General features: G+C 72.8%; 26 protein-coding genes and 2 pseudogenes. 22 read left to right on the forward strand and 6 right to left on the reverse strand.

All coding sequences use genetic code 11. The features are described from left to right. The first annotated feature begins 136 nt into the window (after positions 1–136). The 10 genes from pstS (at position 137) to KSP35_RS19325 (ending at position 10,146) form a co-directional block, all read left to right on the forward strand. Positions 137–1,246 (forward strand): phosphate ABC transporter substrate-binding protein PstS, encoded by a 1,110-nt coding sequence (gene pstS, locus KSP35_RS19280; protein ID WP_216997392.1) that lies wholly within the window; start codon positions 137–139, stop codon positions 1,244–1,246. A gap of 82 nt (positions 1,247–1,328) precedes the next feature. Next, on the forward strand, positions 1,329–2,333 hold the full coding sequence (gene pstC, locus KSP35_RS19285; protein ID WP_216997393.1) for a phosphate ABC transporter permease subunit PstC: 1,005 nt from the start codon (positions 1,329–1,331) through the stop codon (positions 2,331–2,333). Further along, positions 2,330–3,343 carry a phosphate ABC transporter permease PstA gene (pstA, locus tag KSP35_RS19290; RefSeq protein ID WP_216997394.1) on the forward strand — a complete coding sequence of 338 codons (1,014 nt, stop codon included), beginning with the start codon at positions 2,330–2,332 and terminating at the stop codon, positions 3,341–3,343. The genes pstC and pstA overlap by 4 nt, the downstream gene beginning before the upstream one ends. A 36-nt stretch (positions 3,344–3,379) precedes the next feature. Beyond that, positions 3,380–4,297 carry a phosphate ABC transporter ATP-binding protein PstB gene (gene pstB / locus KSP35_RS19295; RefSeq protein ID WP_216997395.1) on the forward strand — a complete coding sequence of 306 codons (918 nt, stop codon included), beginning with the start codon at positions 3,380–3,382 and terminating at the stop codon, positions 4,295–4,297. Between the two features lie 2 nt (positions 4,298–4,299). Beyond that, the gene (locus tag KSP35_RS19300) at positions 4,300–5,013 is read left to right on the forward strand and encodes a PhoU domain-containing protein (RefSeq protein WP_216997396.1); all 714 of its coding nucleotides are present in this window, start codon (positions 4,300–4,302) and stop codon (positions 5,011–5,013) included. A 26-nt stretch (positions 5,014–5,039) separates the two neighbouring features. Then, the gene (phoU, locus tag KSP35_RS19305) at positions 5,040–5,750 is read left to right on the forward strand and encodes a phosphate signaling complex protein PhoU (protein WP_216997397.1); all 711 of its coding nucleotides are present in this window, start codon (positions 5,040–5,042) and stop codon (positions 5,748–5,750) included. Between the two features lie 36 nt (positions 5,751–5,786). Further along, complete coding sequence (locus KSP35_RS19310; RefSeq protein WP_216997398.1) at positions 5,787–7,013, forward strand: cell wall metabolism sensor histidine kinase WalK; 1,227 nt, start codon at positions 5,787–5,789, stop codon at positions 7,011–7,013. Positions 7,014–7,045: 32 nt separating this feature from the next. Further along, complete coding sequence (locus KSP35_RS19315) at positions 7,046–7,768, forward strand: response regulator transcription factor (protein WP_216997399.1); 723 nt, start codon at positions 7,046–7,048, stop codon at positions 7,766–7,768. A gap of 97 nt (positions 7,769–7,865) precedes the next feature. After that, the gene (locus KSP35_RS19320; protein ID WP_216997400.1) at positions 7,866–9,629 is read left to right on the forward strand and encodes an MFS transporter; all 1,764 of its coding nucleotides are present in this window, start codon (positions 7,866–7,868) and stop codon (positions 9,627–9,629) included. Next, positions 9,619–10,146 carry a metallophosphoesterase family protein gene (locus KSP35_RS19325; RefSeq protein ID WP_216997401.1) on the forward strand — a complete coding sequence of 176 codons (528 nt, stop codon included), beginning with the start codon at positions 9,619–9,621 and terminating at the stop codon, positions 10,144–10,146. Before KSP35_RS19320 ends, KSP35_RS19325 begins: the two co-directional genes overlap by 11 nt. Before the next feature lie 146 nt (positions 10,147–10,292). On the opposite strand, the gene KSP35_RS19330 is transcribed toward KSP35_RS19325, so the two are convergent. Continuing rightward, the gene (locus tag KSP35_RS19330) at positions 10,293–11,582 is read right to left on the reverse strand and encodes a zinc-dependent metalloprotease (protein ID WP_216997402.1); all 1,290 of its coding nucleotides are present in this window, start codon (positions 11,580–11,582) and stop codon (positions 10,293–10,295) included. Between the two features lie 116 nt (positions 11,583–11,698). Here KSP35_RS19330 and KSP35_RS19335 point away from each other — a divergent pair, with 116 nt between their 5' ends. After that, positions 11,699–12,733 (forward strand): NAD-dependent epimerase/dehydratase family protein, encoded by a 1,035-nt coding sequence (locus KSP35_RS19335; RefSeq protein ID WP_216997403.1) that lies wholly within the window; start codon positions 11,699–11,701, stop codon positions 12,731–12,733. Positions 12,734–13,011: 278 nt separating this feature from the next. Here the strand turns inward: KSP35_RS19335 and KSP35_RS19340 are convergent, their stop codons facing one another. After that, positions 13,012–14,214, reverse strand: coding sequence for a S1C family serine protease (locus KSP35_RS19340; RefSeq protein WP_216997404.1), 1,203 nt, complete (start codon positions 14,212–14,214; stop codon positions 13,012–13,014). A 63-nt stretch (positions 14,215–14,277) separates the two neighbouring features. Here KSP35_RS19340 and KSP35_RS19345 point away from each other — a divergent pair, with 63 nt between their 5' ends. From KSP35_RS19345 to KSP35_RS19380, 8 genes and pseudogenes are all read left to right on the forward strand, one after another. Next, positions 14,278–14,787, forward strand: a complete 510-nt coding sequence (locus KSP35_RS19345) for a molybdenum cofactor biosynthesis protein MoaE (protein WP_216997405.1) — start codon at positions 14,278–14,280, stop codon at positions 14,785–14,787. After that, complete coding sequence (locus KSP35_RS19350) at positions 14,787–15,032, forward strand: hypothetical protein (protein ID WP_216997406.1); 246 nt, start codon at positions 14,787–14,789, stop codon at positions 15,030–15,032. The genes KSP35_RS19345 and KSP35_RS19350 overlap by 1 nt, the downstream gene beginning before the upstream one ends. Beyond that, the gene (locus tag KSP35_RS19355; protein ID WP_216997407.1) at positions 15,032–16,036 is read left to right on the forward strand and encodes a rod shape-determining protein; all 1,005 of its coding nucleotides are present in this window, start codon (positions 15,032–15,034) and stop codon (positions 16,034–16,036) included. Before KSP35_RS19350 ends, KSP35_RS19355 begins: the two co-directional genes overlap by 1 nt. 192 nt (positions 16,037–16,228) lie before the next feature. Beyond that, positions 16,229–16,991, forward strand: a pseudogene (locus KSP35_RS26200) (ABC transporter ATP-binding protein). After that, positions 16,988–17,698 (forward strand): ABC transporter ATP-binding protein, encoded by a 711-nt coding sequence (locus tag KSP35_RS19365; protein WP_216997408.1) that lies wholly within the window; start codon positions 16,988–16,990, stop codon positions 17,696–17,698. The pseudogene KSP35_RS26200 and the gene KSP35_RS19365 overlap by 4 nt, the downstream one beginning before the upstream one ends. After that, complete coding sequence (locus KSP35_RS19370; protein ID WP_216997409.1) at positions 17,698–18,612, forward strand: branched-chain amino acid ABC transporter permease; 915 nt, start codon at positions 17,698–17,700, stop codon at positions 18,610–18,612. The genes KSP35_RS19365 and KSP35_RS19370 overlap by 1 nt, the downstream gene beginning before the upstream one ends. Continuing rightward, positions 18,612–19,733, forward strand: coding sequence for a branched-chain amino acid ABC transporter permease (locus KSP35_RS19375; RefSeq protein WP_216997410.1), 1,122 nt, complete (start codon positions 18,612–18,614; stop codon positions 19,731–19,733). The genes KSP35_RS19370 and KSP35_RS19375 overlap by 1 nt, the downstream gene beginning before the upstream one ends. 11 nt (positions 19,734–19,744) lie before the next feature. Continuing rightward, positions 19,745–21,118 carry an ABC transporter substrate-binding protein gene (locus KSP35_RS19380; RefSeq protein WP_216997411.1) on the forward strand — a complete coding sequence of 458 codons (1,374 nt, stop codon included), beginning with the start codon at positions 19,745–19,747 and terminating at the stop codon, positions 21,116–21,118. 74 nt (positions 21,119–21,192) lie between these two features. On the opposite strand, the gene bioD is transcribed toward KSP35_RS19380, so the two are convergent. The 4 genes from bioD to KSP35_RS19400 are packed head-to-tail and all read right to left on the reverse strand — an operon-like array spanning position 21,193 to position 25,018. Continuing rightward, entirely contained in the window at positions 21,193–21,849 is a 657-nt protein-coding gene (gene bioD / locus KSP35_RS19385; RefSeq protein WP_216997412.1) for an ATP-dependent dethiobiotin synthetase BioD, read from the reverse strand. A gap of 15 nt (positions 21,850–21,864) precedes the next feature. Continuing rightward, the gene (locus KSP35_RS19390; protein WP_216997413.1) at positions 21,865–23,040 is read right to left on the reverse strand and encodes an 8-amino-7-oxononanoate synthase; all 1,176 of its coding nucleotides are present in this window, start codon (positions 23,038–23,040) and stop codon (positions 21,865–21,867) included. Continuing rightward, positions 23,037–24,332, reverse strand: a complete 1,296-nt coding sequence (gene bioA / locus KSP35_RS19395) for an adenosylmethionine--8-amino-7-oxononanoate transaminase (RefSeq protein WP_216997414.1) — start codon at positions 24,330–24,332, stop codon at positions 23,037–23,039. Before bioA ends, KSP35_RS19390 begins: the two co-directional genes overlap by 4 nt. A gap of 11 nt (positions 24,333–24,343) precedes the next feature. Then, entirely contained in the window at positions 24,344–25,018 is a 675-nt protein-coding gene (locus KSP35_RS19400; protein ID WP_216997415.1) for a HEAT repeat domain-containing protein, read from the reverse strand. A 17-nt stretch (positions 25,019–25,035) separates the two neighbouring features. Here KSP35_RS19400 and KSP35_RS26205 point away from each other — a divergent pair. From KSP35_RS26205 to KSP35_RS19415, 3 genes and pseudogenes are all read left to right on the forward strand, one after another. Further along, a pseudogene (locus KSP35_RS26205) lies at positions 25,036–25,170 on the forward strand (TetR family transcriptional regulator); the annotation flags it as partial. A gap of 361 nt (positions 25,171–25,531) precedes the next feature. Then, positions 25,532–25,693, forward strand: coding sequence for a hypothetical protein (locus tag KSP35_RS19410; protein ID WP_216997416.1), 162 nt, complete (start codon positions 25,532–25,534; stop codon positions 25,691–25,693). Positions 25,694–25,804: 111 nt separating this feature from the next. Then, positions 25,805–26,854: a PDZ domain-containing protein gene (locus KSP35_RS19415; RefSeq protein ID WP_216997417.1), complete on the forward strand. Its 1,050-nt coding sequence runs from the start codon at positions 25,805–25,807 to the stop codon at positions 26,852–26,854.

The raw sequence follows: 26,854 nt of genomic DNA on the forward strand, positions 1-26,854 counted from the left end.
TCGTTCACCCGTGGTTCACCTCGACCCCCCTCGGGTGACATTCCCCCTCCGTACCGTCCCCCTCGTCAAACGCACTGGTACGCCCAAGGAGGGCTCCCCGTTGAAGAATCGAAAAGGTCTCGCATGGCTGTTTGCCATGGTCGCTGTGCTCTCGCTGCTGGCTGCCGCCTGCGGCAGCTCTGACAGCGATGGTGCGTCCAGCACCACCACCAAGGCCGCCGCCTCCGACGGCGACAGCACCACCACCACCAAGGCCGCCGACACCGATGGCCTCGACAAGCTCTCCGGCAAGCTCGACGGCGCCGGCTCCAGCTTCCAGGACACCTTCGAGCAGCAGGTCTCCGCCGACTTCGGCACCCTCGTGAAGGACGCCGGTGGCAGCGCCACCATCACCTACACCAAGAGCGGCTCGTCGGACGGCAAGAAGGGCCTCGCCGACAAGACCATCGACTTCGCCGGCTCCGACTCGCCCCTGAAGGACGAGGAGAAGCCCGGCTTCGGCGACCGCAAGGTCCTCTACTTCCCGATCGTGGGCGGCCCCATCACCGTGGCCTACAACCTCGACGGCGTCGACGAGCTCAACCTGAGCCCGGCCACCATCGCCGGCATCTTCCAGGCCACCATCACCACCTGGGACGACGACGCCATCAAGGCCGACAACCCCGACGCCGACCTGCCCTCGACCAAGATCACCGTCGTGCACCGCTCGGACGGCTCCGGCACCACCAGCAACTTCACCAAGTTCCTGGTGGCCGCCGCTCCCGACGACTGGAAGCTCGAGTCCGGTGAGACCGTCAACTGGCCGGCCAGCACCCAGGGCGCCGAGAAGAGCACGGGCGTCACCACGGCCATCGGCGACACCGACGGGGCCATCGGCTACGCCGACCTCGCCGACGCCGCCAAGGAGAACCTGTCCGTGGCCGCCATCGGCAACAAGAGCGGCGACTTCATCGCTCCCACCCCGGACAGCGCCTCGGCGGCCCTCGCGGCCTCCGACGTGGCCGACGACCTCACCTACAGCCCGCTGAACGTCGATGCCGACGGTGCGTACCCGATCACGTCCCCGACGTGGATCATCGTGGACGCCGTCCAGGCCGACCAGGGCAAGGCCGACATCATCAAGGCCTACCTCAAGTACGTCCTGACCACCGGCCAGGACCAGGCCAAGGCCCTGCTGTACGCCCCGCTCCCCGAGGAGCTGGCCACCAAGGCCATCGCCCAGATCGACCAGATCACCGTCGGCTGAGCCACCCCGTCGCGGTGAGCCCGGGCCCCGAGGGGGCCCGGGCTCTACCGTTTCCCGGACGACCCTCTCCTCCCGAGGACCCATGACCGTCGTAGACCTCCCCACCAACGGCCCCGCCCCCGCCTCCGCGGAGATGGCCAGCGCCCTGGCCTCGAGCAAGGGTGCCGGGCCCGACAAGGCCTTCCGTGGCCTCGCCGTCGCCGCCGGCGTCACCGTGCTGGTGATCCTCGCCCTGATCACCTACAGCACCACCAGCAGCGCCTGGCCCGCCTTCACCAAGTACGGCGCCGGCTACTTCTTCTCCACCGACTGGCGCCCGAACCAGCAGCACTTCGGGATCCTCGGCTTCGCCTGGGGCACCGCGGTGATCTCGTTCATCGGGGTGCTGCTCGCCGTGCCCACCAGCATCGGCATCGCCCTCTTCGCCACCGAGGTGGCACCCCGCCGCCTGCGCCGCTCGATCACGACGGTCATGGACCTGCTGGCGGCGGTGCCCTCGGTGGTCTTCGGCCTCGTGGGCGTGCTGGTCCTGCGGGTCCCGCTCGGCAAGCTGTTCCGCTCCATCGGCGACTCCGTCCACGGCGTGCCGGTCCTGCGGGACGTGCTGGGCCAGGGCTCCTCCGGCACCAGCCTCCTCACCGCCGGCATCGTGCTGGCGATCATGATCACGCCGATCATCACCTCGGTCTCCCGCGAGGTGTTCAACACGGTGCCCCGCAACGACAAGGAGGGCGCCCTCGCCCTCGGCGCCACCCGTTCGGAGATGATCACCGGCGTCGTGATCCCGCACTCGCTCGGCGGGCTCACCGGTGCGGTGATGCTCGGCCTGGGTCGGGCCATGGGCGAGACCATCGCCGTGACCCTGCTCATCGGCGCCTCGTCGAGCCCGCGGATCACCGCCAACATCCTCGGGCCGAGCGACGCCATGCCGGCCGCCATCGCCCGGAACCTCTCCGAGGCCTCGGGCGACTTCCGGGCCGCCCTCATCGGCCTCGGCGTCACCCTGTTCGTCATCACCATGGTCATCAACGTCGGCTCCCGCCGGCTGGTGGCCGTGGTCGACCGCCGCATGAAGGGCGCCGCATGACCGCCACCACCGTCCCGCCGACCACGTCGGTCGCCGACCGGCTCAAGGTCCCGAGCGACGTCCGGGTCAGCACCATCAAGGGCGCCCGCTTCGCCCGCAACCGGATCGCCACGGGCGCCATGGCGGCGGCGTTCGTCCTGGCCATGCTCCCGCTGCTCTTCGTGATGGGCAACGTCCTCATCAAGGGCGGCGACGTCATCAGCCCCAAGTTCCTCACCCGGGACATCCCGACCACCGCGGCGGCCACCGAGCTGAAGAACGACTGCGCCACGGTGTCGAAGTACGACCCCACCGCCTCCTGCAAGACCTCGGCGGCGCCCAAGATCGCCGAGCCCAAGCCCGGCATCGGCCCGGCCGTGGTGGGCACGCTGATCACCACGCTGCTCTCGGCCGCGCTGGCCATCCCGCTGGGGCTGCTCGCCGCGATCTACCTGAACGAGTACGGCAAGCGGAACCGGCTGGCCAACTTCATCCGCTTCATGACCGACGTGATGACCGGCGTGCCCTCGATCGTGATGGGCATCTTCATCTACACGCTGTGGGTGCTGCAGTTCGGCCAGGGCCGCTCGGCGCTGGCCGCCAGCCTGGCGCTGGCCTGCCTCATGCTGCCCATCGTGGTGCGCTCCAGCGAGGAGATGCTCCGGCTGGTGCCCAACGCCCTGCGCGAGGGCAGCGCGGCGCTCGGCTCGCGCACCTGGAAGACCACCCTCCGGGTGGTCCTGCCCACCGCGCTCCCCGGCCTGGTGTCGGGCTCGATGCTCGCCGTGGCCCGCGCCGCCGGCGAGACGGCCCCGGTGCTCTTCACCATCGGCGCCGCCAACACCGTGGCCGCCGCCACCACCGTCACCGGCCAGAGCACCACGCTCTCGTTCCAGATCTACAACCTCATCACCAACGGCGGGAAGATCTCGCCGCAGATGGCGTGGGGCGCCGCCCTCACCCTCATCGTGCTGGTGATGGTCCTGACCACGATCGCCCGGACCGTGAGCGCACGGTTCACCATGCGTTGACCGCCCACCGCCCCCATGCCTGACGAGGAGCCCTCCATGCCGCCCGAGACCACCACCGACGCCGTGCCCGCATCGCCGGTCGACGAGGTCGCCGGTGCCGACGACGTCACCACCGCGCCCACGCTCGGCGGCCTGACCCACGCCGGCGCAGCGGCCGACGGCGCCCCGGCGCCGACGGTGTTCGACGTCACCGACCTGTCCGTGCTCTACAGCGGCTTCCGGGCCGTGCGCGGCGTCAAGCTCGACGTCGCCAAGAACGACATCACCGCGTTCATCGGCCCGTCGGGCTGCGGCAAGACGACGGTGCTCCGGTGCTTCAACCGCATGAACGACCTCATCGACGGGGCCAAGGTCGAGGGCTCGCTCAAGTTCCACGGCGTCGACCTGTACGCCAAGGACGTGAACCCCGTCGAGGTCCGGCGGCGCATCGGCATGGTGTTCCAGAAGCCGAACCCGTTCCCCAAGTCGATCTTCGAGAACGTCGCCTACGGCCCCAAGCTGGCCGGCATCCGCAAGAAGGCCGAGCTCGACGAGATCGTCGAGCAGGCGCTGCGGGGGTCGGCGTTGTGGGACGAGGTCAAGGACCGCCTCGGCAAGTCGGCCCTCGGCCTCTCCGGCGGCCAGCAGCAGCGGCTCTGCATCGCCCGGGCCATCGCCGTGCGCCCCGAGGTCATCCTCATGGACGAGCCGTGCTCGGCGCTCGACCCGGTGGCCACCCTGCGCATCGAGCAGCTCATGCAGGAGCTGAAGGACGAGTACACGATCATCATCGTGACCCACAACATGCAGCAGGCCGCCCGGGTCTCGGACCGAACGGCCTTCTTCTCCGTCGACGTCGACGCCACGTCGGGCGACCGCACCGGCGAGCTCGTCGAGTACGACCGGACCGAGAAGATCTTCAGCCAGCCCTCGGACTCCCGCACCGAGGACTACGTCACCGGCCGGTTCGGCTGATCGTGACCGACGCCCCCGGCTCCACCAACGGCCCCGAGCGAGGCACGCCCCGCGCCCTGCGGCCCGGCTACGCCGCCGAGCTCGACCAGCTGCACCTGCAGGTCGAGCTGATGGCCGTCCGCGTCGACCAGAACCTCGAGCGCACGCGCACCGTCCTGCAGACCGGCGACCTCGCCCTGGCCGACCAGGCCATCGCCGCCGACGACGACATCGACGCCATGAGCGTGTCGCTCACCGAGCGCTGCTACGACCTCCTCGCCCGGGAGCAGCCCGTGGCCGGGGACCTGCGCTTCGTGGTGTCGGTCCTGCGGGTGCTCGGCGAGTTCGAGCGCATCGGCGACCTCGCCCTGCGGGTGGTGAAGCTGGCCCCGGACTTCGCCCTCCTCACCCGCAACGCCAGCACCTACGACCTGCTGCTGGCCATGGCCGACGCCGCCATCGACCGCTACCGCGAGGCCATGCGGGCGTGGTCCGGGCCCAGCGCGGAGCTGGCCCGGCACCTGCTGGAGACGCCGTCGATCGCCGGCCACCTCGAGGAGCGGCTCACCACGGAGCTGGTCGCCCTGCAGGGGTCCGGCGCGGCGGCGGTGGCGATCCGTACCCTGGTCGCTGGGAAATCCCTCGAACGCATCGCCGACCACGCCGGCATCATCGGGGCCCGGCTGCTCTTCCTGGTCACGGGCGACGCCGGGCACCTGGCGCACGAGGTCCGCTAGTGGCCGACCAGGGAGAGGCACCACCGATGTCCGACATCCGCACCCAGTTCCACGCCGAGCTCGACGGCATCCAGGCCGAGACCGTGCGCCTGGCCGCCATGGTCACCGAGCGGATCCCGTGGGGCACCGAGGTGCTGCTCGGCAGCGACCTCGCCGAGGCCCAGCGCCTCATCGACGCCGACGACGACCTGGACGTCCTCTCCATCGAGCTGGAGGAGCGCTGCTACCAGGCGCTGGTGCTGCAGGCCCCCATGGCCCGCGACCTGCGCGCCATCGTCACGGCGCTGCGCCTGGTGTCGGAGCTGGAGCGCTCGGGCGACCTCATGGTCAACGTGGCCAAGGCCATGCGTCGGCTCTACGGCAGCGAGATGGACCCGAAGCTGCGCGGCCTCGTGTCGCGCATGGCCGAGGAGGCCCAGCGCCTCATGCTCGTGGCCATCGACTCCTACGCCGAGGCCGACGCCGGCAAGGCGGCGGCGCTCGACGACATGGACGACCGGCTCGACACGCTCCACACCGAGTACATCCAGGCCATCTTCGAGAGCCACCGGGCCGGCAACGTCGACCTCGAGGCGGGCGTGCAGCTCGCCCTGGTCGGTCGGTACTACGAGCGCATCGGCGACCACGCTGTGAACATCGGCGAGCGGGTGCGCTACATGGTCACCGGGTGGCTGCCCGAGCACACCGGCGCCGCTCGCGCCGCGGCGCGCACCGAGCCCGACGGTCCGGACGCCTAGCGCCGTGGCCGACCTGGGCGCCCGGAGGCGGAGCTGATGTTCCGCGCCAACCAGGTCCGGCAGCGGCTCGACGCGCTCCGGGGCCGCTTCGAGCGTGCCCCCGGTCCCGGGTCCACGTCGGTCGACGACGCCGCCGAGCGGCTCGTGCGCGCCGTCGACCAGCACTTCGCCCACCAGGCCGCCACCACCGCCACCGCCGATCGCCTCGTCGGCGCCCTCGACGTGATCCCCCAGGGGATCGTGCTGGCCGACGCCGACGGGCAGGTGGTCTTCCGCAACCGGGCGGCATCGGGCTTCTTCGCCGCCCGCCACAGCGAGGCGCTGGTCGAGTCGGCCATCGCGGAGCTGATCGCCGCAGCCGTGCAGGGCGAGGCCACCACCCGCACGCTCGACCTCTACGGGCCACCGCGGCGCGCCCTGCAGCTGCGGGCCGTCCCCCTCGAGGGCAGCACCGGCGTCGGCGAGGGCGCCTTCCTCGTGGTCGAGGACGTCTCCGAGCGCCAGCGGCTCGACGCCGTGCGCCGGGACTTCGTGGCCAACATCAGCCACGAGCTCAAGACGCCGGTCGGCGCCCTCGGGCTGCTGGCCGAGACGCTGGCCGAGGAGACCGACCCGGTCGTCTCCCAGCGCCTGGCCGGCAAGATGCAGCGCGAGGCGTTCCGGGTGGCCCGCACCATCGACGACCTCCTCCAGTTGAGCCAGATCGAGTCGAGCGAGCTGCCGGACCGCGAGGTCGTCCCGGTCCACCTCGTGCTGGCCGAAGCGGTCGACCGCACCCGGCCCGGCGCCGAGCTGGCCGACGTGCGCCTCGCCGTGGCCGAGCCGGCCCGCCGGCTCAGCGTGGTGGGCGACCGCCGCCAGCTCGTGTCCGCGGTCGCCAACCTGTGCGACAACGCCGTGAAGTACTCCGACGCCGGCGCCGAGGTGTGCCTGAGCAGCCGCCTCGAGGGTGACGTGGTCTGCATCGACGTGGCCGACCAGGGGATCGGGATCCCGGCCCGGGACCTCGAACGGGTCTTCGAGCGCTTCTACCGGGTCGACCGGGCCCGCAGCCGCGACACCGGCGGCACCGGCCTCGGCCTCGCCATCGTCCGCCACGTGGTCGCCAACCACGACGGCGAGGTCACCGTCACCTCTCGCGAGGGTGAGGGCTCCACCTTCACCCTCCGGCTGCCGGCCGGGCCCGGGCTCGCCGCCCTGCCGCTCGAGCCCGCGCCCGACGTCCGCACCCCCGCTCCCACCCCAGAGGAGGCCGTCTCATGAGCCTGGCCCCAGTTGCCCAGAAGGAACGCCCCATGTCTGCACCGACCACCACGATCCTCGTCGTCGAGGACGAGGACAGCTTCATCGACGCCCTCACGGTCGGCCTCGCCCGCGAGGGCTTCCGCGTGCAGGTGGCCCGCGACGGGGCCGAGGCCCTCGACCTGTTCGACGCGGTGGCGCCGGACCTGGTGCTGCTCGACGTGATGCTGCCCAAGGTCTCGGGCATCGACGTCTGCCGCGAGCTGCGCAAGAAGTCGAAGGTGCCGATCATCATGGTCACCGCCAAGGGCTCCGAGATCGACACCGTGGTGGGCCTCGAGGTCGGCGCCGACGACTACGTGTCCAAGCCCTACCGGCTGCGCGAGCTGGTGGCCCGCATGCGGGCGGTGCTGCGCCGCTCGCCCGGTGACGCCGTGGCGCTCGACGGCGATCCCGCCGACGTGCTGGCCGTGGGCGACGTCTCGCTCGACCCGGCCCGCCACGAGGTGCTGATCCGGGGAGACGACGTGGCCCTGCCGCTGAAGGAGTTCGAGCTGCTGACCCTGCTGCTCGAGAACGCCGGCCGGGTCCTGCCTCGCGAGGTCCTGATCGACCGGGTGTGGGGCCACGACTACGTGGGCGACACCAAGACCCTCGACGTCCACGTGAAGCGGCTCCGCGCCAAGGTCGAGGAGGACCCCTCCAACCCCACCCGCATCGTCACCATCCGGGGCCTGGGCTACAAGTACGAGACCCCCAAGCCCGTCCGCGCCTGATCGAGGCCTCGCTCCGGCCCGCGCCGGGTAGGACGGCGGCCGTGCCCCGCCCACCCCGCCGTCGCCGCCGTCAGACGGGTTCCGTACGATGGGTGCCGTGACCGACCCCGCCAACGCCTTCGCCGTGCCCCGCCCGGGCACCCCGGCGGGGGCCAAGGCGTTCATCGTCACGCCCTTCGCCCGCATGGCCCGCACCCACGCGGGCTCGGCCATGGCCGACGCCATGGTGGCGGCCTCGCTCGCCGGCTCGCTGTTCTTCACCCTGCCCGCCGGCGACGCCCGGGTGCCGGTGCTGCGCTACCTGGTGATCACGATGCTCCCGTTCGCGGTGGTCTCGCCGCTGATCGGGCCCATGATCGACCGGATGAAGGGCGGTCACCGCCTGATGGTGATCGGCAGCCTCCTGCTCCGGTCCCTGCTCTGCTACCTCATGGCCACCGTCATCAACGGCGGCAGCCTGCTCTTCTTCCTCTACGCCCTGTGCCTGCTGGTGTGCCAGAAGGCGTACCAGGTGGCCCGCAGCGCCCTCGTGCCCACGGTGGTGCGCAGCGCCACCGAGCTGGTGGAGGCCAACTCCAAGCTGTCGCTGATCTCGGGCATCTCCGGCTTCGTGGGCATCGTGCCCGCCGGCATCCTGCTCAAGCTGTTCGGCCCGCAGTGGTCGCTCGGCCTCGGCATGGTCACCTACGCCGCAGCGGCGGTGCTGGCCTTCGGCATCACCGGCATCCGGGTGGCCGAGGAGTCGGCCGACGAGACCGAGCGCCACGAGCTGCGCGGCGCCGGCATCGTCATGGCCGGCTCGGCCATGGGGCTCATCCGGGCCTGTGTGGGCTTCCTCACCCTGCTGGTCGCCTTCGACTTCCGGGGCGGCGATCGCCCGGCGTGGCAGTTCGGCGTGGTCGGCGGCGCCAGCGTCATCAGCCAGCTCGCCGGCGCCGCGGCCGGGCCTCGCATCCGCTCGCTCACCAGCGAGGAGAACCTGCTCACCGGCGTGCTCGGCCTGCTGGTGGCCGGTGGCCTCATCGCGCTCGTGATCGGCGACGTCGTGGGCGCCACCATCCTCGGCGCCTGCGTCGGCTTCGCCGCCGGCGGCGGCAAGCTCGCCTTCGACTCGATCCTCCAGCGAGACGCACCGGACGCCAACCGCGGCCGCGCCTTCGCCAAGTTCGAGACCCGCTTCCAGGTCACGTGGGTCATCGGCGCCCTGGTGCCGGTGGCGGTCACCATGTCGATCAGCGTCGGGTTCGCCGTGGTGTTCGTGCTGGCGGTCATCGCCCTCACCTCCTACGCCGTCGCCCGCCTCGCCTACGCCCACCGCATGGGCACCCACCAGTCGGCCGCCACCGCGGCAGCGGTCGAGATCGAGGACCGCTTCGCCGAGGTGTCCGGCGAGGTCCGGGGCCGCCTGGCCGGCGCGCCCCGCGCCGCCTTCCGCCGCATCCGGGCCGGGCGCAGCGCCGAGGACGACGGCTACGACGACGACGGCTACCCGATCGAGCCCGGCTACGGCGCCGCCATCGAGGCCGAGGGCCTGGGCGACGACCCGGCGAGCTGGCCGGAGCCGGAGTGGGCCGACGGCGCCACCCACGTCGCCACCGAGCCGGTGACCGAGCTCGAGGCCGACCACCCGCGGCGGCGCGGCCGTCGCCGCCGTGCCCCGGAAGAGGCGCCCACCGCAGTGGCCGCGCCCTACGACGACCTGGCTGCGAGCTCGCCCACGGCGTGGGCGCCGCCGGACGACGGCGCCGAGTTCCCGTGGCAGCCGCCGCCGGAGCCCCACGACGACGGCTACCTCGCCGACGTCGACCCGGACATCGACAACCCGTACCCCTGGACGCCCGACTCGCCCCGTGGGCGCTGAGGAGCCGGCGCCGGCCGCCACCCGGGTGGTGGTGCTGTCGGACACCCACGTGGGCGACGGCACCCGTCGCCGCCTGCCGGACGCCGCCTACGGCCACCTCGAGCGCGCCGACCTGATCGTCCACGCCGGCGACGTCGTCACCGAGGACCTCCTGCACGAGCTCCGCGGCTTCGCCCCGGTGGAGGCGGTGCTCGGCAACAACGACCACGGCCTGGTGGGCATCCTCCCGGAACGGCTGGAGCTGGCCGTCGCCGGCGTCCGCGTGGCCGTGGTCCACGACAGCGGGGCCCGGGCCGGTCGCCCGGCCCGCCTGCACCGCTGGTTCCCCGACGCCGACCTGGTGGTGTTCGGCCACAGCCACGAGCCCTGCGACGAGGTCGGCGTCGACGGCCAGCGCCTGCTCAACCCCGGCTCCTGCACCTGGAAGCGCCGGGCGCCCGTCCACACCCTCGCCGTCCTCGACCTGGCCGCCGGCGCCATCGTGTCGTCCCGCCTCGTCGACCTCGACGCCGGCTGACCGCCTCGCCGAACGATTCCCGTCGCCCCGGGTCGCTGGGCGACCCCGAACGACAGGAATGGCGGAGGTGCGGCGATTCCCGTCGCCCTGGGTCGCTGGGCGACCCCGAACGACAGGAATCCGTGGCCGGGCTGCCGGCCGGGACCTCAGGCGTCGGGGGTGGGCTCGTCGCCGTCGTCGAGGGCCGAGAGGTCGTCGAAGTCGAAGGTGGTGTCGAGGTCGAGCTCGACCTCGATGCCCACGCGGGCGAGCCAGAGGCCGGGGGCGGTGAGCTCGTTGGGCGTGGGCAGCACCTCGGCGCTGCTCCAGAGCTTCTCGAGCCCCTCGGCTCCCGCCCGCTCGACGATGCCGTCGACGAACGCCCGGCCCCGGTCGAAGTGGTCCTGGGTGAGGTCGAGGCCGAGGAGCCGCTCCACGAAGCGGTCGCTGGAGGAGGACTCCACCCGACGGCGGTGCATGGCCTCGGTGATCTGGCCGTAGGAGCCGATGAGCCCGCCGCCGATGCGGTCCATGATGTGGTCGACGTAGCCGACGATGGTGGACACCAGCGTCTCGAGCCAGGGGAGGAGCTCCTCCTGGCGGGCCGACCGCACCGCGCCGAGCACGACCTCGGGATCGCCCATGAGCTCCTGGAAGCGGGCCATGGGGTCCCCGCCGGTGGGATCGACGTCGAGGTCGCCGAGCTTCGAGCCCAGGGCATCGGGATCGGACTCGAAGGCGCCGGCGTAGTCGCCGAGCAGCTCGTCGAGCCGGGCGCGGACGTGGGGGAGGCCGAGCACGGCGTGGTGGGTGAGCTGGTGGAGGCAGACCCAGAGGCGGAGGTCGTCGCCGTCCATGGACCAGTCGGTGCCGAAGGCCTCGATGTTGGTGGCCACCACCAGCAGGTCGTCGCTGGGCGGGCGGGGGATGGGAAGGTCGAAGAGGCCGAAGCTGCGGTTGGCCAGGTGGCCCACCAGCGAGCCGGTGGTCATCCCGAGCAGCATCGGGCTGAGCAGGCCCATGATCTGGCCCAGCCAGGCCTCGGTGGGGTCGCCGGAGGCGTCGTCGGTGGGGACGGCCGGGATGGCCGGGTGACCGGTGGCGCCCGGCGTGGGCGGGTGCAGGGCGACGGCCATGCGCTCGATGAGCGGCTTGAACGCATCGAGCGTGGTGAGGGCCCACTGCGTGCGGTTCACGGGGGAGATGGTGACGGAGCGGCCGGTGGTGGAGGTGGAGAGGCCGGTGGCCTGCGAGACGTGCAGGTCGGCCACCCGCGCCAGCTGCTCGAAGCGGATGCGCTCCAGCGGATCGACGTTGGGCTCGCTCTCGCCGCCGGTGGCGATCGACAGCGCCAGCTGCCGGGCGCCGTCCCACTGCACGGGGCCCTGGGTCCCGAGCATCTTGAGGAGGTCTCCGAAGAAGGGCATCCCCTCGAACGGGTTGCTGCCGGAGGTCATGGAGGCATCGTAGGACCCGATCTGCGCGCTCGGACATCGGCGGGGCCGGCGACGCAAGCCCCGTGGGCGGTTCCCACGTCTGGCAGCGGTGGCCTTCGGGCAGGCAAGCTCCCCTCATGGCACGACTGGTGGTGACCGGAGCGGCGAGCCCGCTCGGCCGACGGGTGGCGGCGCTGCTCGCCGAGCGCGACGACGTGACGTCGGTCGTGGCGGTCGACCTGCGCGCCGCCGACGCCCCCGGCGTCGAGCTGCACCGGCTCGACCTGGCCACCGCCGACCTCACCGCCTCCTTCGAAGGGGCCGACGGCGTCCTCCACCTGGCCTCGGTGTTCGGTCCGGCCATGTGGGGCCCGGAGATCGCCGACGCCGTCGAGGTGACCCTCGCCCGTCGGGTGCTGGCCGCCGCCGACAAGGCGGGTGCCGAGCGGGTCGTGCTGATCTCGAGCGCCACCGTCTACGGCCCGTGGGCGAACAACGCCGTGCCGCTCACCGAAGAGGCACCGCTGCGACCCCACCCGGGCCTGTCCTTCGCCGTGCAGAAGGCCGAGATCGAGCGCCTCGCCGCCGACTGGGCCGCCGACCACCCTTCGGCCACCGTCGCCCGCCTCCGCCCCGCCACCACCGTGCACGAGGGCGCCGGCGGCTGGCTGGCCGAGGCGCTCCACGCCGCGTCCCGCCTGCCCACCGGCGACGACACCCCGGCGCAGTACCTCCACCTCGACGACCTCGCCTCGGCCGTGGTGGCGGCGTGGGCCAGCGGGCTGCAGGGGCCCGTCAACGTGGCCCCCGACGGCTGGCTCACCCCCACCGAGCGCAAGGCGCTCGACCCGGTGCCCAAGCTGCGCCTGCCCGAGCGGGTGGCCGTGGCCGTGGCGAACTGGCGCTGGCGGCTCCGCCTGGCGCCCACCCCGCCCGGCATCCTCGCCTACGCCCGCCACCCGTGGGTGGTGGCCAACGACCGCCTCGCCGAGACGGGCTGGACCGCGAGCCACAGCAACGAAGAGGCCTACGTCGCCGGCCACGAGGCCCGCGCCATCGAGTCGATCAGCCCCCAGAAGCGCCAGGAGCTCGCCCTCGGCGTGACCGGCGTGGCCCTCGCCGGCACCGTCGCCGGCGTCGTCGCCCTCGTCCGCCGCCGCCGCCAGCGCTGACGCCCCGCCCGGAGGCGCCGGACGCCGCGCCTCCTGCCGACTCGGGAACTCGTCGCAGTTGGCCGACGCATCGGTCGGTTTCTGCGACGAGTTCGGTGGCTCGGACGTGGGTGGCGGCCCGTGGGTCGGTCGTGCGCCCGGGAACTTGTCGCACTTGGACGACGCCGGGGTCGGTTTCTGCGACGAGTTCGTGGAGTGGCGGTCGCGCTCCCGGAACTTGTCGCAGTTGGACGACGCCCGGGTCCGTTTGTGCGACGAGTTCGGCGGAGGGGGTGGCTTCAGCCGCCGAGGGTGGCGGTGAGCTGGCGGGTCTTGCCGGCTCGGCGGACCTCCACGACCGTGCGGTCGCCGGGCTCGCGGCTGCGGAGGCCGACGACGAGGTCGCTGGCGTCGTCGACGGGGCGGCCGCCGACGGCGGTGACGACGTCGCCGGGGCGCAGGCCGGCCTTGGCGGCCGGGCTGCCTGGGGTGACCTCGGTGAGGTGGGCGCCGCCCTCGACCTCGAGCAGCGAGGCCTGGCCGGGGTCGAGGTCGACGGCCTCGACCCCGAGCCAGGCGCGGCGGACCTCGCCGTCGTCGCGCAGCGCGGAGGCGGTGTCGATCACCGCTGCGCCGGAGGCGACCGTGCCCAGTTGGTGCTCGCCGGAGTTGCCGAGCACCATGCCGAGGAGGCCGCCGTCGACGTCGACCAGGGCGCCGCCGAGGGCGTCGGCCGGCACCTCGCGATCGAGCTGGACGGCGTCGTGCAGGACGAGGTCGCCGACGGTGGCCCGCAGGCTGACGGACCGGACCAGGACCGACGACACGGTGGCGTGGCCGTCGTCGTTGCCGGCGTCGCCGCCCGGTGCCCCCACGAGGGCTGCGGGCTCGCCGGCCTTGAGCTTGCTGGTGGCCAGCGTGATCGGGGTGCCGGCGGTGCGGTCGACCACCAGCGAGGCGATGCCGGTGGCGGCGTCGACGCCGGCGAGGCGGGCCTTGCGGCTCACGCCGTCGTCGCCGACCACCACGAGCTGGGTGGCGCCGACCACGACGGGCATGGCGGCGGCGAGGGTGCCCCGGTCGTCGATCCAGAGGGCGCTGCTGGTGCTCCAGCCGCCGTCGTGCTCCACCCGGAGCGTGGCGAGCGAGGGCGCCATCTGCGCCGCGAGGCGCTCGGTGGGGACCGGGTCGGTGGAGAAGCTGGCCTGCTGGGTGGTGGCGGCGCTGCGCACGGCGTTGGCGGGGAGGTCGTGCTCGACCACCCGGGTGGGCCGGGCCAGCCACATGGCGCCGAAGGCCACCACGGCACCGGCGAGGCAGGCGCCGATGAGCGCACCCGTGGCCGGGGAGCGGCGATCGGTCCGGCCCGCCGGGGCGGATCCCACGAACGGGTGGGCCACGCCCGCACCCAGCTCGGACGGGTGCCGCCAGAGTCGGTCCTCGGGGGGCAGCAGTCGGTCGGGGACGGGCCGTTCGTCGTCGGGATCGTCGTCGAACGGCATGGGTGGCGATGGTAACGACCCCTCCGGCGGGTTTGGCCGCGGCATGACCCCTACGATGGGGGGGTGCCCGTCGACCAGCAGCCGCTCGCCGCGCCGCCTGCGGGCGACGACTGGCTCGCGTGCGTGGACGCAGCCCTCGACCCCGGCGCCGCGCCGAGCTGGGCCGTCGTGCCGTCCTGTGGCGCGGTGGTCACCTTCACCGGCACGGCGCGGGACCACGCCGATGGGCGCACCGGCGTCACCCTGCTGGAGTACGAGGCCTACGAAGAGCACGTCGTGCCCGTCCTGCGCACCGTCGCCGCCGAGCTCCGCCGCCGCCACCCGGACCTGGGGCGGGTGGCGCTGTGGCACCGCACCGGGGCCCTCGCCGTCACCGACGTCGCCGTGGTGGTCGCCGTCAGCACCCCGCACCGCGACGCCGCCTTCGAGGCGGCCCGCTGGGCCATCGACGAGGTCAAGGCCGCAGCGCCGATCTGGAAGCGCGAGCACCACGACGGCGGGGTCGACTGGGGCCGGTGCGACCACCGCGAGGGCCACGGCGCTCCGGTCGAGCGCCACGAGGTGACCGCCTGATGGGCGTGCTCCTCTTCATCCTCGTGCCCGTGGCCGTGGTGGCCATCGCCGCATCGGTCAGCTGGGTGCGCAACCGCCAGCCCACCTCCCTCCAGTCCGGGGTCGACTCCTTCCGCCGCGAGATGGACGCCCTGTCGCCGGATGCCGCTCCCGCCCCGCGCCGCCGGCCGGACCCCGGCGCCGGTCCCGGGCCCGGCGGGCCGTCGGGCCCCCGGCGCCCGCCGGGCCAGGATCGGCCCACCTGATGGCGCGCGACCTCGCGATCGACCTCGGTACCGCCAACACGCTCGTCTACGCCAAGGGCCAGGGCATCGTCCTGAACGAGCCGTCGGTGATCGCCCTGAACCAGCAGACCGGCGACGTGCTGGCCATGGGCCAGGAGGCGTGGCAGATGATCGGGCGCACGCCCGGCTACATCGTCGCCGTCCGGCCCCTGCGCCAGGGCGCCATCACCGACTTCGACGTGACCCAGCGCATGATCCGGCTGCTGCTCCAGCGCGCCGGCGTGTCGAAGTTCAACCGGCCCCGCGTGGTCATCTGCGTGCCGTCGGCCATCACCGAGGTCGAGCGCCGCGCCGTCACCGAGGCCGCCCGCCGGGCCGGCGCCGCCGACGCCCAGCTCATCGAGCAGCCGATGGCCGCCGCCCTCGGCGCCTACCTCCCGGTCAACGAGCCCATCGCCAACATGGTCATCGACGTCGGCGGCGGCACCTCCGAGACGGCGCTGATCAGCCTCGGCGGCGTGGTGGCGCTGCAGGCCGTGCGGGTCGGGTCGTTCGACATCGACGCCGCCATCCAGTCGTTCATCCGGCGCGAGTACGGCATCGCCGTGGGCGAGCGCACGGCCGAGGAGATCAAGGTCGCCATCGGCTCGGCGTGGCCGGTGCAGGACGAGGTGAAGGCCGAGGTGCGCGGCCGCGACCTCATGAGCGGCCTGCCCAAGACGGTGATCCTCTCGCCGGAGGAGGTGCGCGAGGCCATCGCCGAGCCGGTCGCGTCCATCGTCGACTCCGTCATCGCCTGCCTCGGCGAGGCCCCGCCCGAGCTGGCCCACGACCTCATCCTGCGGGGCATGCACCTGGTGGGCGGCGGCGGCATGCTCAAGGGCCTGGCCCACCGCATCGCCGAGGAGACCGAGATCCCGGTGACGCTCGTCGACGCCCCCCTCGAGGCCGTGGTCATGGGCGCCGGGCGTTGCATCGAGGCCTACGACCAGCTGCGCGTGATGTTCATGGGAGCCCGGGGCTAGCTCCCCGGCCAGGTCCGCTCGGGCCCTTGCTGCGCCCGGCGCAGCGGTGCATCGGTAGCACCCGTCTGACGATGTGTCAGGTCACCCTGGCCCGTTCCGTCAACCTGACCTCCTGGTGCTGGCTAGTGTGACCCGCACCACATCGGCAGATGTGGGCGCCAGGGGAACGCCGACGCAAGGGGATGCCGGGCTGTGGCCCTGCTCGACGTACGTGACATCGAGGTGCGCTTCGGCGGCGTGGTCGCCCTCGACGGCCTGAGCTTCGCCGTCGAACCGGGCGAGATCTGCGCCCTGATCGGCCCGAACGGAGCGGGCAAGACCACCCTCTTCAACTGCGTGAGCCGGCTCTACGAGCCCCACGCCGGGTCGATCACCTTCGACGGTCGGGACCTGCTGGCCCTGGCGCCCCACAAGATCGCCCAGGTGGGCGTGGCCCGCACGTTCCAGAACCTGGCGCTGTTCCCGGCGCTCACGGTGCTGGAGAACGTCATGGTCGGCGCCCACACCGAGGGCAAGGTGGGCTTCGCCCGTGCGCTGCTGCGCATCGGCGTGGGGCGGGAGGAGAAGCGGCTGCGGGGGGAGTGCCGCAGCATCCTCGAGCGGCTGGACCTCGGCCACCTCGCCGACCGCCCGGCGGTGGGGCTGCCCTTCGGCACGCTCAAGCGCCTCGAAGTTCGCTCGGGCCCTGGCGTCGTCGCCCAAGCTGCTCTTGCTCGACGAACCGGCCAACGGCCTCACCCACGGCGAGGTCGACGAGCTGGGCGACACCATCCGCGAGATCCGGGACCAGTTCGCCCTCACGGTCCTGCTCGTGGAGCACCACATGTCGATGGTCATGAGCATCTCGGACCAGGTGGTGGTCATGGAGTTCGGCCGCAAGATCGCCGAGGGCACCCCGGAGGTCGTGCGCAACGACCCCAAGGTCATCGAGGCCTACCTCGGGGCTCCCGCATGAGCCTCCTGGAGCTGCGCGGCGTGCGGGGCGGCTACGGACCGGTCACCGTCCTCCACGACCTCGCCCTGGAGATCCAGGAGGGCGAGGTCGCGGTCATCCTCGGCGCCAACGGGGCCGGCAAGACCACCACCCTGCGGGCCATCTGCGGGATGCTCGACAAGGTCGAGGGCAGCGTGCTCTTCGACGGGTCCGACATCACCAAGCGCTCCACGCAGGCCATCGCCCGGGCCGGGATCGCCCACGTGCCCCAGGGCCGGGGCACCTTCGGCGACCTGTCGGTCGACGACAACCTCCGGCTCGGCGCCATCTCCCGCAAGGACGGCGGCGTCGCCTCCGACCTCGAGCGGTGGTACGAGGCGTTCCCCCGGCTGGCCGAGCGCCGCACCCAGGCGGCCGGCTCCATGTCCGGCGGCGAGCAGCAGATGCTGGCCATCGCCCGGGCGCTCATGTCCCGGCCCCGCCTGCTGCTGCTCGACGAGCCGTCGCTGGGCCTGGCCCCGCTGATCACCAAGGACCTCTTCGAGCGGCTGGGCAAGATCAACGAGGCCGAGGGGCTGACCATGCTGGTGGTGGAGCAGAACGCCAGCCTCGCGCTGGCCATCGCCGATCGGGGCTACGTGCTCGAGACCGGCAACATCGTCGCCACCGGCGACGCGGCGTCGCTCGCTGCCGATGAAGACGTCCGCAAGGCCTACCTGGGGTTCTGATGATGATCTTCGCTGCCACCTCCGGAGCCCAGCTCTTCTTCGACCAGGTCATGAACGGCGTCGGCACCGGCGTCATCTACGCCTCGGTCGCGCTGTCGCTGGTGCTCATCTACCGCACCACCGGGCTGCTCAACTTCGCCCAGGGCGAGCTCGCCCTCTTCTCCACGTTCATCACGTACTGGTTCGCCCACGAGCAGGGGCTGCCCATCGTGGCCGCCCTGCTGGCGTCGGTGGCGGTGAGCTTCGTGGGCGGGGCGCTCATCGAACGGGTCCTGATCCGCCCGGTCGAGGGGGCGTCGAGCCCGCTCAACGTCGTCATCGTGACGCTGGGCCTGTTCCTCGCCGTGAACGCCCTGGCGTCGCTGATCTTCATCAAGCCCGGCCAGGAGGCGCTGCAGATGCCCCGCATCTTCCCCACCGGGGACCTCGCCCTGGGCATCCGCACCAGCACCGTCGGCTTCGCCGCCGTGCTGGTGATCGAGTGCCTGCTGCTCTACCTCCTGCTCCAGAAGACCAAGCTCGGCCTGGCCCTGCGGGCCGTGGCCTCCAACCCCGAGTCGGCCAAGCTGGTGGGGATCAACACCGGCACCATGCTGATGGTGGGCTGGGCGCTGGCCGCGCCGATCGGTGCGGTGGCCGGTTCGCTGGCCGCCACCCGCCAGAGCGGGTTCGACGCCTCGCTCATGCAGCAGGTGCTGGTGTACGCGTTCGCGGCGGCGGCGCTGGGCGGCTTCGACAGCCCGCTCGGGGCGGTGGTCGGCGGGCTCATCGTGGGCATCGCCGACTCCCTCACCATCCAGTACGTCGACGCGCTCGACGGCATCGAGCTGGTGGTGCCGTTCGTGCTCATCCTGGTGGTGCTGCTCGTGCGGCCCAACGGCTTGTTCGGGCGGACGATCGTGGAGCGGGTCTGATGGCGCAGCCGACGGCCATCGGGGCCGAGACCGCCATCGGGACGCCCGCACCGGGCCGGGCCGGCACCGTGCCGTGGCTGCGGATCGTGGTGGGGGTGGTGGCCGCCGGCATCGCCCTGTGGCTGCCCACCTACTACCCCGAGGACACCACCACCGTCTTCGCCCAGGTCTTCTACCTCGCCATCGCCGCCATGGGCCTCAACCTGCTCACCGGCTTCAACGGGCAGGTGTCCATCGGCCACGGCGCCTTCTTCGGCGTCGGGGCGTTCACCTCGGCGATCCTGGTGGTCGACCACGGCTGGGCCATCGAGGCCACCATCCCGGTGGCGGCGGTGCTGGCCGCCGCCCTGGGCGTGGTGATCGGCTTCCCGGCGCTGCGCGTGAAGGGCCTCTACCTCGCCCTCATCACGCTGGGTCTGGCGGTGTTGTTCCCCCGCGTGACCGCCAAGTTCGTCGAGGGGCCCGGTGGCGTGCCGCTGCTGCAGCCCAAGCGCGGCCAGGTGGCGAGCTACTACCCGGACCTCCTGGCCGACGACCAGTACCGCTACTACCTGTGCCTGGCCATCATGGTCGTGCTGTTCGTGCTGGCCTCGAACCTCATGCGGAGCCGGGCCGGCCGGGCCATGATCGCCGTGCGGGACCAGGAGGTGGCGGCCTCCACCGTGGGCGTCAACGTGGCCGGCGTGAAGGTAGCCTCGTTCGCCCTCTCGGCGGCCTACGCCGGGGTGGCCGGTTCGCTCTCGGTCCTCGTCGACCGGGTGGCCGACGCGCCGAACCCGCTCACCTACTTCCAGCGCTCCATCGAGTTCCTGATCGCCGTGGTCATCGGCGGCGCCGCCACCATCACCGGCCCCCTGCTCGGGGCGGCGTTCCTGGTCTTCATCCGCAAGCGCTTCGAGGGCACCGAGGCCATGGCGCCGGCGCTGCTCGGTGGCTCGCTGATGCTCGTGGTCTACGTCCTGCCCGACGGCATCGTCGGCGGGTACCGCCGGCTCGCCCGCCGGGTCCTGGCCTCCCGCCGCCCGTCCGATCCCGCCACGCCGCCGCCGTCGTCCGGCTCCCCTCCTCCCGACCACCCACCGACGCCACCGGATCCCGTGGCCGACCCATCCCCCTCCTAGGAGACACCCCCATGCACCGCACCCGAACCCTGCGAGCCGTCCCGCTGCTGCTCGCCTTCGCCCTCCTCGTCGCCGCGTGCGGCGGGGGCCGGTCCGACGACAACGCCGACAGCAAGGACAACGGGTCGAAGACGAGCGACTCGACCGACAGCTCGGGCGGCTCGGGCGTCGACACGAGCGACTGCCCCGACAACGACACCGCCGGGATCGACGGCGACACCATCACCCTGGCGTCGTCGTTCCCGCAGTCGGGCCTCACCTCCGCCTTCGCCCAGATCTCCAAGGGCTACAAGGCCTACTTCGCCAAGCTGAACCAGGCCGGCGGCGTCGAGGTCGACGGCAAGAAGTACAAGATCGAGGTGGTCGACAAGGACGACGAGTACAACGCGTCCAAGACCGTCCAGAACATCAACGAGGAGGTCGGCACCGACGGCGACAAGGCCTTCGCCGTCTTCAACGTGGTCGGCACCGCCAACAACGTCGCCATCCGCGAGAGCCTCGACGAGAGCTGCGTGCCGAACCTGTTCGCCGCCACCGGCTCGCCGGCGTGGGGCAACCCGGACTTCCCCTGGCTGGTGGGCTCCACCCTGGCGCCGTACACCCTCGAGGCCGTGGCCTACGCCAACTACCTGAAGGACGAGCAGCCCGACGCCAAGGTGGCGATGCTCGTGCAGGACGACGACTTCGGCAAGGCCTACGAAGAGGGCTTCAAGGACGCCATCAAGGGCACGAAGATCACCGTGACCAAGGTGGCCACGTACCCCACCGGCTCCAACGAGGTCGCCTCGCAGGTGACCAGCCTCGCCGCCACCGGGGCCGACGCCTTCTTCGACGGCGCCACGCTGCTGGCGTGCCCGAACGCCCTCGAGGAGGCCACGTCCTCCAACTGGGAGCGCACGAGCACCTTCGTCTCCGGCACCTGCATCTCCAAGACCCTGATGGGCCTGGCCGGCCAGAACGCCGACGGCGTCCTCGCCACCACCAACATCAAGGACCCGCTGAACCCGGCGTTCAAGGACGATGCGGCCATGAAGGAGTACCGGGCCACCCTGGCGGAGTTCGGTGACGACAAGGTCGACCCCGACAACGGCATCGTGGCCTACGGCTACACCCAGGCCGCCCTGCTGCAGTACGTGCTGGAGCAGTCGCCGAAGCTGACCCGCTCCTCGGTGCTCGACACCCTGCGCACCATCGACACCAAGGGCCTGGGCCTGCTGATCGACGGCGTCGACGCCAAGATGTCGGCCGACGATCCCTACCTGGCCGAGAACCTGCAGCTCATCCAGTACGACGCCGGGAACAAGTACTTCACCAACGTCGGTGACGTCATCGACTTCGAGGGCAAGACGGCCGACCTCACGCCGAAGGACCTCATCGACAGCTGACGGCTAACGGCTGACAGCTGACGGCTGACGGCTGGCAGCGGACCAGCCGGCACCCGTCCGGGCGGCCGAGCCGCTCAGACCGGGTGGAGGTAGCGGGCCAGGGCCTCGGGGTCGACCACGACCCCGAGGCCCTCTCGCGTGGTGAGCCAGTCGCGGTTGCGGCGGTGCAGGTCGTTCGCCGGATCGAAGCGGTTGAGGACCACCACCAGCTCGCGGTCGGTGAACGGCGCGGCCGACAGGATGACGGCGTTGACGGTGCCCAGCCCGGCGTCGGCCACCAGCACGACGACGTCGGGGTCGATCGCCTGGGCCAGGTCGACCGCGTCGCCGTCGGCGCCGATGGGGGAGCGGGGGCCGCCCACGGTCTCCAGCCAGCCGATGTCGGGCACCGGCTCGGGCCACCGCAGCTCGGCCAGCAGGTCGGCCATGGTGGGCACCGGCAGGCCCAGCGCGGCGGCCGCCATGGGCGGGGCCATCGGCACGGTGTAGCTCCGGTGCGCCGGGCAGACGTCGAGCGGATCCTCGCCGGTGGCGCCGGCGAGCACCTCGCTGTCGGACGGGCCGGGCTCGGCGGGGTCGGCCGACTGGGCCGGCTTGCGCGCCGCGACCGTGGCGCCGGCGCCGCGCAGGAGGGCGAGGGTCTGGCCGCCCATCCACGTCTTGCCGATGTCGGTGGCGGTGCCGATGACCAGCACGAGGCGGCGCGGGCGGGGGTGCACGGGGTGGGTCACGGTCCCCAGCCTGGCTCAGCCGAGCGACTCGGCGGGAGGCCGAGCGCGCACCTCGGCCACCGCGGCCACCAGCCGGGCCACCTCGCCGTCGCTGTGCGCGGCGGAGAACGTCACGCGCAACCGGCTGGTGCCGGGCGCCACCGTGGGCGGCCGGATGGCCGGGACGAGCAGGCCCTGGTCGAGCAGGCGAGCGGCGGCGTCGAGCGCCACCTCCTCGTCGCCCAGCACCACGGCCACGATGGGCGACGGGTGGCCGGGGCGCAGGGCGTCGACGTGGCGGCGCAGGGTGGCCCGCAGGCGCGTCCCCTCGGGACCCCGCACGATGCCCAGGCTGGCCCGGGCGGCGGCGGCGTCGGCAGGGCTCAGGGCGGTGGTGAAGATGCCGGAGCGGGCCACGTTCACCAGCAGGTCGGCCACCCGGCCGGAGCACGCGGCGAAGCCGCCCAGCGCGCCCAGCGCCTTCGACAGGGTGCCCACCCGCACCACCTCGACCCCGGCCAGGTCCTCCGGTGAGGGGTCCGGGCCCAGCACGGCGTGGGCCTCGTCGAGCACCAGCAGGGCGCCGTGGCGTCGGCAGATGGCGGCGACGGCGGCCACGTCGAGCGCGTCGCCGTCCATGGAGAAGACGGTGTCGGCCACCACCACGGTGGGGGCGGCCTCGGCCGCCACCAGCGCCTCGAGCTCCTGGAGGTCACCGTGGCGCCAGATGGTCACGTCGGCCCGAGCGAGGCGGGTGCCGTCGATGATCGAGGCGTGGTTGCGCGAGTCGGAGATGATGCGCACGCCGGCGGTGCCCAGGGCGGTGAGCACGCCCAGGTTGGCGGCGAAGCCGGTGGGGAAGAGCACGGCGCGCTCGGTGCGCTTCCACTCGGCCAGCTCGCCTTCGAGGTCCCGGTGGATCGGCCGGGCGCCGGTGATGAGCCGGGCGCCGCCGCTGCCGGTGCCCCACCGCTCGATGGCGGCGTGGGCGGCGGCGAGGACGTCGGGGTGGATGGACAGGCCGAGGTAGTCGTTGGAGGCGAACGAGACGACGCTGCGGCCCGAGGCCGTGAGGGTGCCCCGGGGGCCCCAGGCGTCGAAGTCCCGTGGCTCGCGCCACCGCCCGTCGGCGCGGATGGCGGCGAGGCGCCGGTCGAGCCAGTCGGACCAGTCGCCGGCTCGGCGATCGCCGGCCGGGAGGGGCCCGGTCACGCCCCGGTGACCTCGGTGATGGCCGCCGCCAGCACGTCGACGATGCGCTCGATCTCGGGGCCGGTGATCGTGAGCGGCGGCATGGCGACGATGACGTCGCCGAGCGGCCGGATGAGCACGCCTCGGTCGATGCACGTCGCAGTGACCTTGCGGCCCCAGCGCAGGTCGTCGGTAGGTGGGGCCAGCTCGACGCCCACCATGAGGCCCTGCTGGCGGACCTCGGCCACGGCGGCGAGCGGGGCGACCCGCTCCGCCAGGCCGGCGGCCAGCTGGGCGGCCCGCTCGCCGACGTTCGCCAGCACGTCCCACTCGTCGAGCAGCTCGAGGTGGCGCAGGGCCACGGCGGCGGCGAGGGCGTTCCCGCTGTAGGAGTGCCCGTGGTAGAAGGTCCGCTCCGACAGGTCGGGGCCCAGGAACGCCTCCCACACCCGCTCGCTGGCCACGGTGGCCGACAGGGGCAGGTACCCGCCGGTGATGCCCTTGCCCACCACCAGCAGGTCCGGTCGGGTGCCGCACTGCTCGGTGGCGAACAGCGTGCCGGTGCGACCGAAGCCGGTGGCCACCTCGTCGTGGATCACCAGCACGTCGTGCTCGGCGGCGGCCCGGGCCACCGCGGCCACGGCCTCGGCCGGCACCAGGGCCATGCCCGCTGCGCCCTGCACCAGCGGTTCGAGGACCACGGCGGCGAGCTGGTGGCCGTGCTCGGCGATGATCGCCACGGCGGCCTCGACCGCGCCGGGCTCGCCGAGGCTCGGGGACCGCAGAACCGGGAAGCGCAGCGGGTCGAAGACGGTGGTGCCGAAGCCGCCGTCGCCCACAGCCAGCGAGCCGATGGTGTCGCCGTGGTAGGCGCCACCGAAGGCGAGGTACGTCGTGCGGGTGGTGGTGCCCTGGTTGGTCCAGAACTGGAAGGCGATCTTGAGGGCCTGCTCCACGGCGGCCGCGCCGTCGGAGGCGAAGAGGAACTTGGCGCCGTCGACCGGCACCCGGGGAGCCAGGGCCTCGGCCAGCTCGATGACGATGCGGTTGCCGTTGCCCAGCATGGTGCTGTGCGCCACCCGGTCGATCTGGTCGCGCAGGGCCTGGTCCAGCTCGGGCACGGCGTGGCCGAGCGTGGTGACCCACAGCGAGGAGATGGCGTCGAGGTAGCGGTTGCCGTCGACGTCGATCAGCTCACGGCCCTCGCCGCGCTCGACGATGACGGGCCGGTTCTCGGCGTAGGACGCCATCTGCGTGAAGCCGTGCCAGACGACGGCGGCGTCTCGTTCGATCCAGCTCGGGGTGTCGGCCACGGCGTCGAAACCTAGTGCGGAGCCTCTCCACCGCCCTCGTCCGGGGCGTCGTCCGCGTCCTCGGCGGCACCGGGGCCGGCGAGGTCCTCGGCCACCTGGCGGACCTGCCAGTCGCGGTCGGTGAGGGCCCGCTCGAAGGCCGCGTCGACCTCGTCGCCCTCGAAGGGGGCGAGGGCGATGACGGCCCGACGGCGGACCGTGGCCTTGTCGGTGGTGGCGGCCAGGATCGCCGGCAGCGCGGCCGGGTCGCCGAGCGAGCCGAGGGCGGCCACCGCCGACTCGCGCACCAGCGCGTCGTCGGCCTCGGTGGCCAGCACGGCGAGGCGGGCGACGGCGCCGGGCTCGGCGGGGTCGCGCTCGCCGGCGGCCCACGCCGCCGCTTCGACGACGACGGGATCGGGGTCGTCGAGCAGGCCGACGATGGCGACGGCGGCCGCCACGGTGCCGCCGCGCAGCTCGGCCACGAGCTCCGCGGCGCGGATCCGCACGCGGGGGTCGGCATCGGCGACACCGGCCCGCAGGTCCTCCGCAGACAGCGCACCGGCCCGTTGCAGCGCACCGAGCGCGGTGGCCCGGACGGCGCCGTCGGGGTCGTCCAGGAAGGTCCGGACGACGTCGCCCTGACCCCGGTGACCAGCGATCGCGACGGCCCGCCGCCGTCCGGTGGCGTCGGCTACCGTTGGCATCGGCGGATGGGGGGGCGATGGAGCCGGGTGTGGTGGAGACGAACAGACGGGCTCGCGCGGAGGCCACGAGGCAGCAGCTGCTGGCCGCTGCCCGGGCGGTGTTCGCCGAGAAGGGCTACGGGGCCACGACGGTGGCCGCGATCACGGCCCGGGCCGAGACCGCGCACGGCACCTTCTACCTGTACTTCAAGAACAAGGAGGCCGTCTTCGTCGACCTGGTCTCCGATGTGCTCGAGGAGCTGTACCAACACTCGTTCACCCCGATCGAGGAGCTCCCCGGCCACTACGACGCGACTCGGTCCCGGAAGCGTATCGCCGGCTTCCTGACCGCCTTCGCCCGCAACGGCGCACTGTGGCGGGCGGTGCTCGAGGGCGCGCTGGCCAGCCCGGTCGTGGAGGCCCACTGGATGGACGCGCGGCGGCGCTTCGTCGACTCCGTGGCCGAGCGCTGGCAGGTCTTCCAGGGGGAGCGGCACGCTGCCCGCCTTCGACACCTCGGTCAGCGCGGCCGCCATGTGCTCGATGCTCGAGTGGGTGGCCTTCACCAGCGTGGCCTTCCACCAGCCGATCGGCGGTGGCGCCAGCACCGAGGGCGGTCCGGAGCAGCTCCTCCAGCCGGCGGTGATCGACGCCCTCCTCGAGGTGTGGACGAGGGCGCTCGGCCAGGCCGGCTGAACGCCGCCCGTGCCCGGCCCCGTGGCAGGCTGTCGACTCTTGTGACCGCTTCGTCCGACCTCGCCGCCCCCGTGCCCCCCGAGCGCGCCTCCTGCGCCGGCCGTGCCGGCCGTGTCCCGGCTCTGGTGGTTCACCGGGCCGCTGCTGCTCCTGGTGCTGGGGGCCATCATCGTGGTGCTGGCCAAGCCGGTGCCCTACATCACGCTCCGCCCCGGCTCGGCCCGCAGCGTCGAGCCGCTCATCACCCTGGAACAGGTGAAGGGCGGGCCCAAGCCCAACGTCGAGCCCGCCGCCGACGACCTCCTGTTCGTCACGGTGTCCAGCCGCCAGCCCAGCGGCATCGAGGCCCTGTGGTTCAGCCGCGACCGCACCGCCCGTGTGCTGCCCGAGAGGGTCATCAACGGCACCCAGACGGCGGAGCAGAACCGCTCCTTCAACCTGCAGCTGATGACGGCGTCGAAGGACAAGGCCGCCAAGGTGGCGCTCGAGCGGGCCGGATACCAGGTGAAGGTCACGCCGACCGGTGCGGTCATCACCGACCTCGACCCGTCGTTCCCGTCGGCCAAGGTCCTCCTGCCGAGCGACACCATCGTCGAGGCCGACGGCAAGGCCATCAAGACGCCCGACGACCTGGTCGCCCGCATCGCCGCCCACCAGCCGGGCGAGAAGATCGCCCTCCAGGTCGACCGGCTGAACCCGCAGGAGACGCTCACCGTCCAGGCGGTGCTGGCCAAGAACGCCAAGACGGGCAAGGCCCAGCTGGGCGTCTCGCTCGAGACCCGCCCGGCCTACACGTTCCCGATCAAGGTCGACATCGACTCCGGTGAGATCGGTGGCCCGTCGGCCGGCCTGGCCTTCACCCTCGCGCTCATCGACCGGTTGACCCCCGGCGACCTCACCGGTCCCGAGCGCGTCGCGGTCACCGGCACCATCGAGCTCGACGGCACCGTCGGGCCCGTGGGCGGGGTGGCGCAGAAGACCGAGGCCGCCATCCGGGCCGGGGCCAAGCTGTTCATCGTGCCCACCGACGAGTACGCCGACGCCAAGGAGGCTGCCCGTGGGCGCCTGCAGGTGCGGCAGGTCACGACGGTCGACGGGGCCCTGAAGATCCTGCGCGAGGTGGGCGGCGACCCGGTCCCGGCCTCCGGCAGCGACGGGTAG

This window comes from Aquihabitans sp. G128 (assembly GCF_019048865.1).
Taxonomy (GTDB): Bacteria; Actinomycetota; Acidimicrobiia; order Acidimicrobiales; family Iamiaceae; genus Aquihabitans.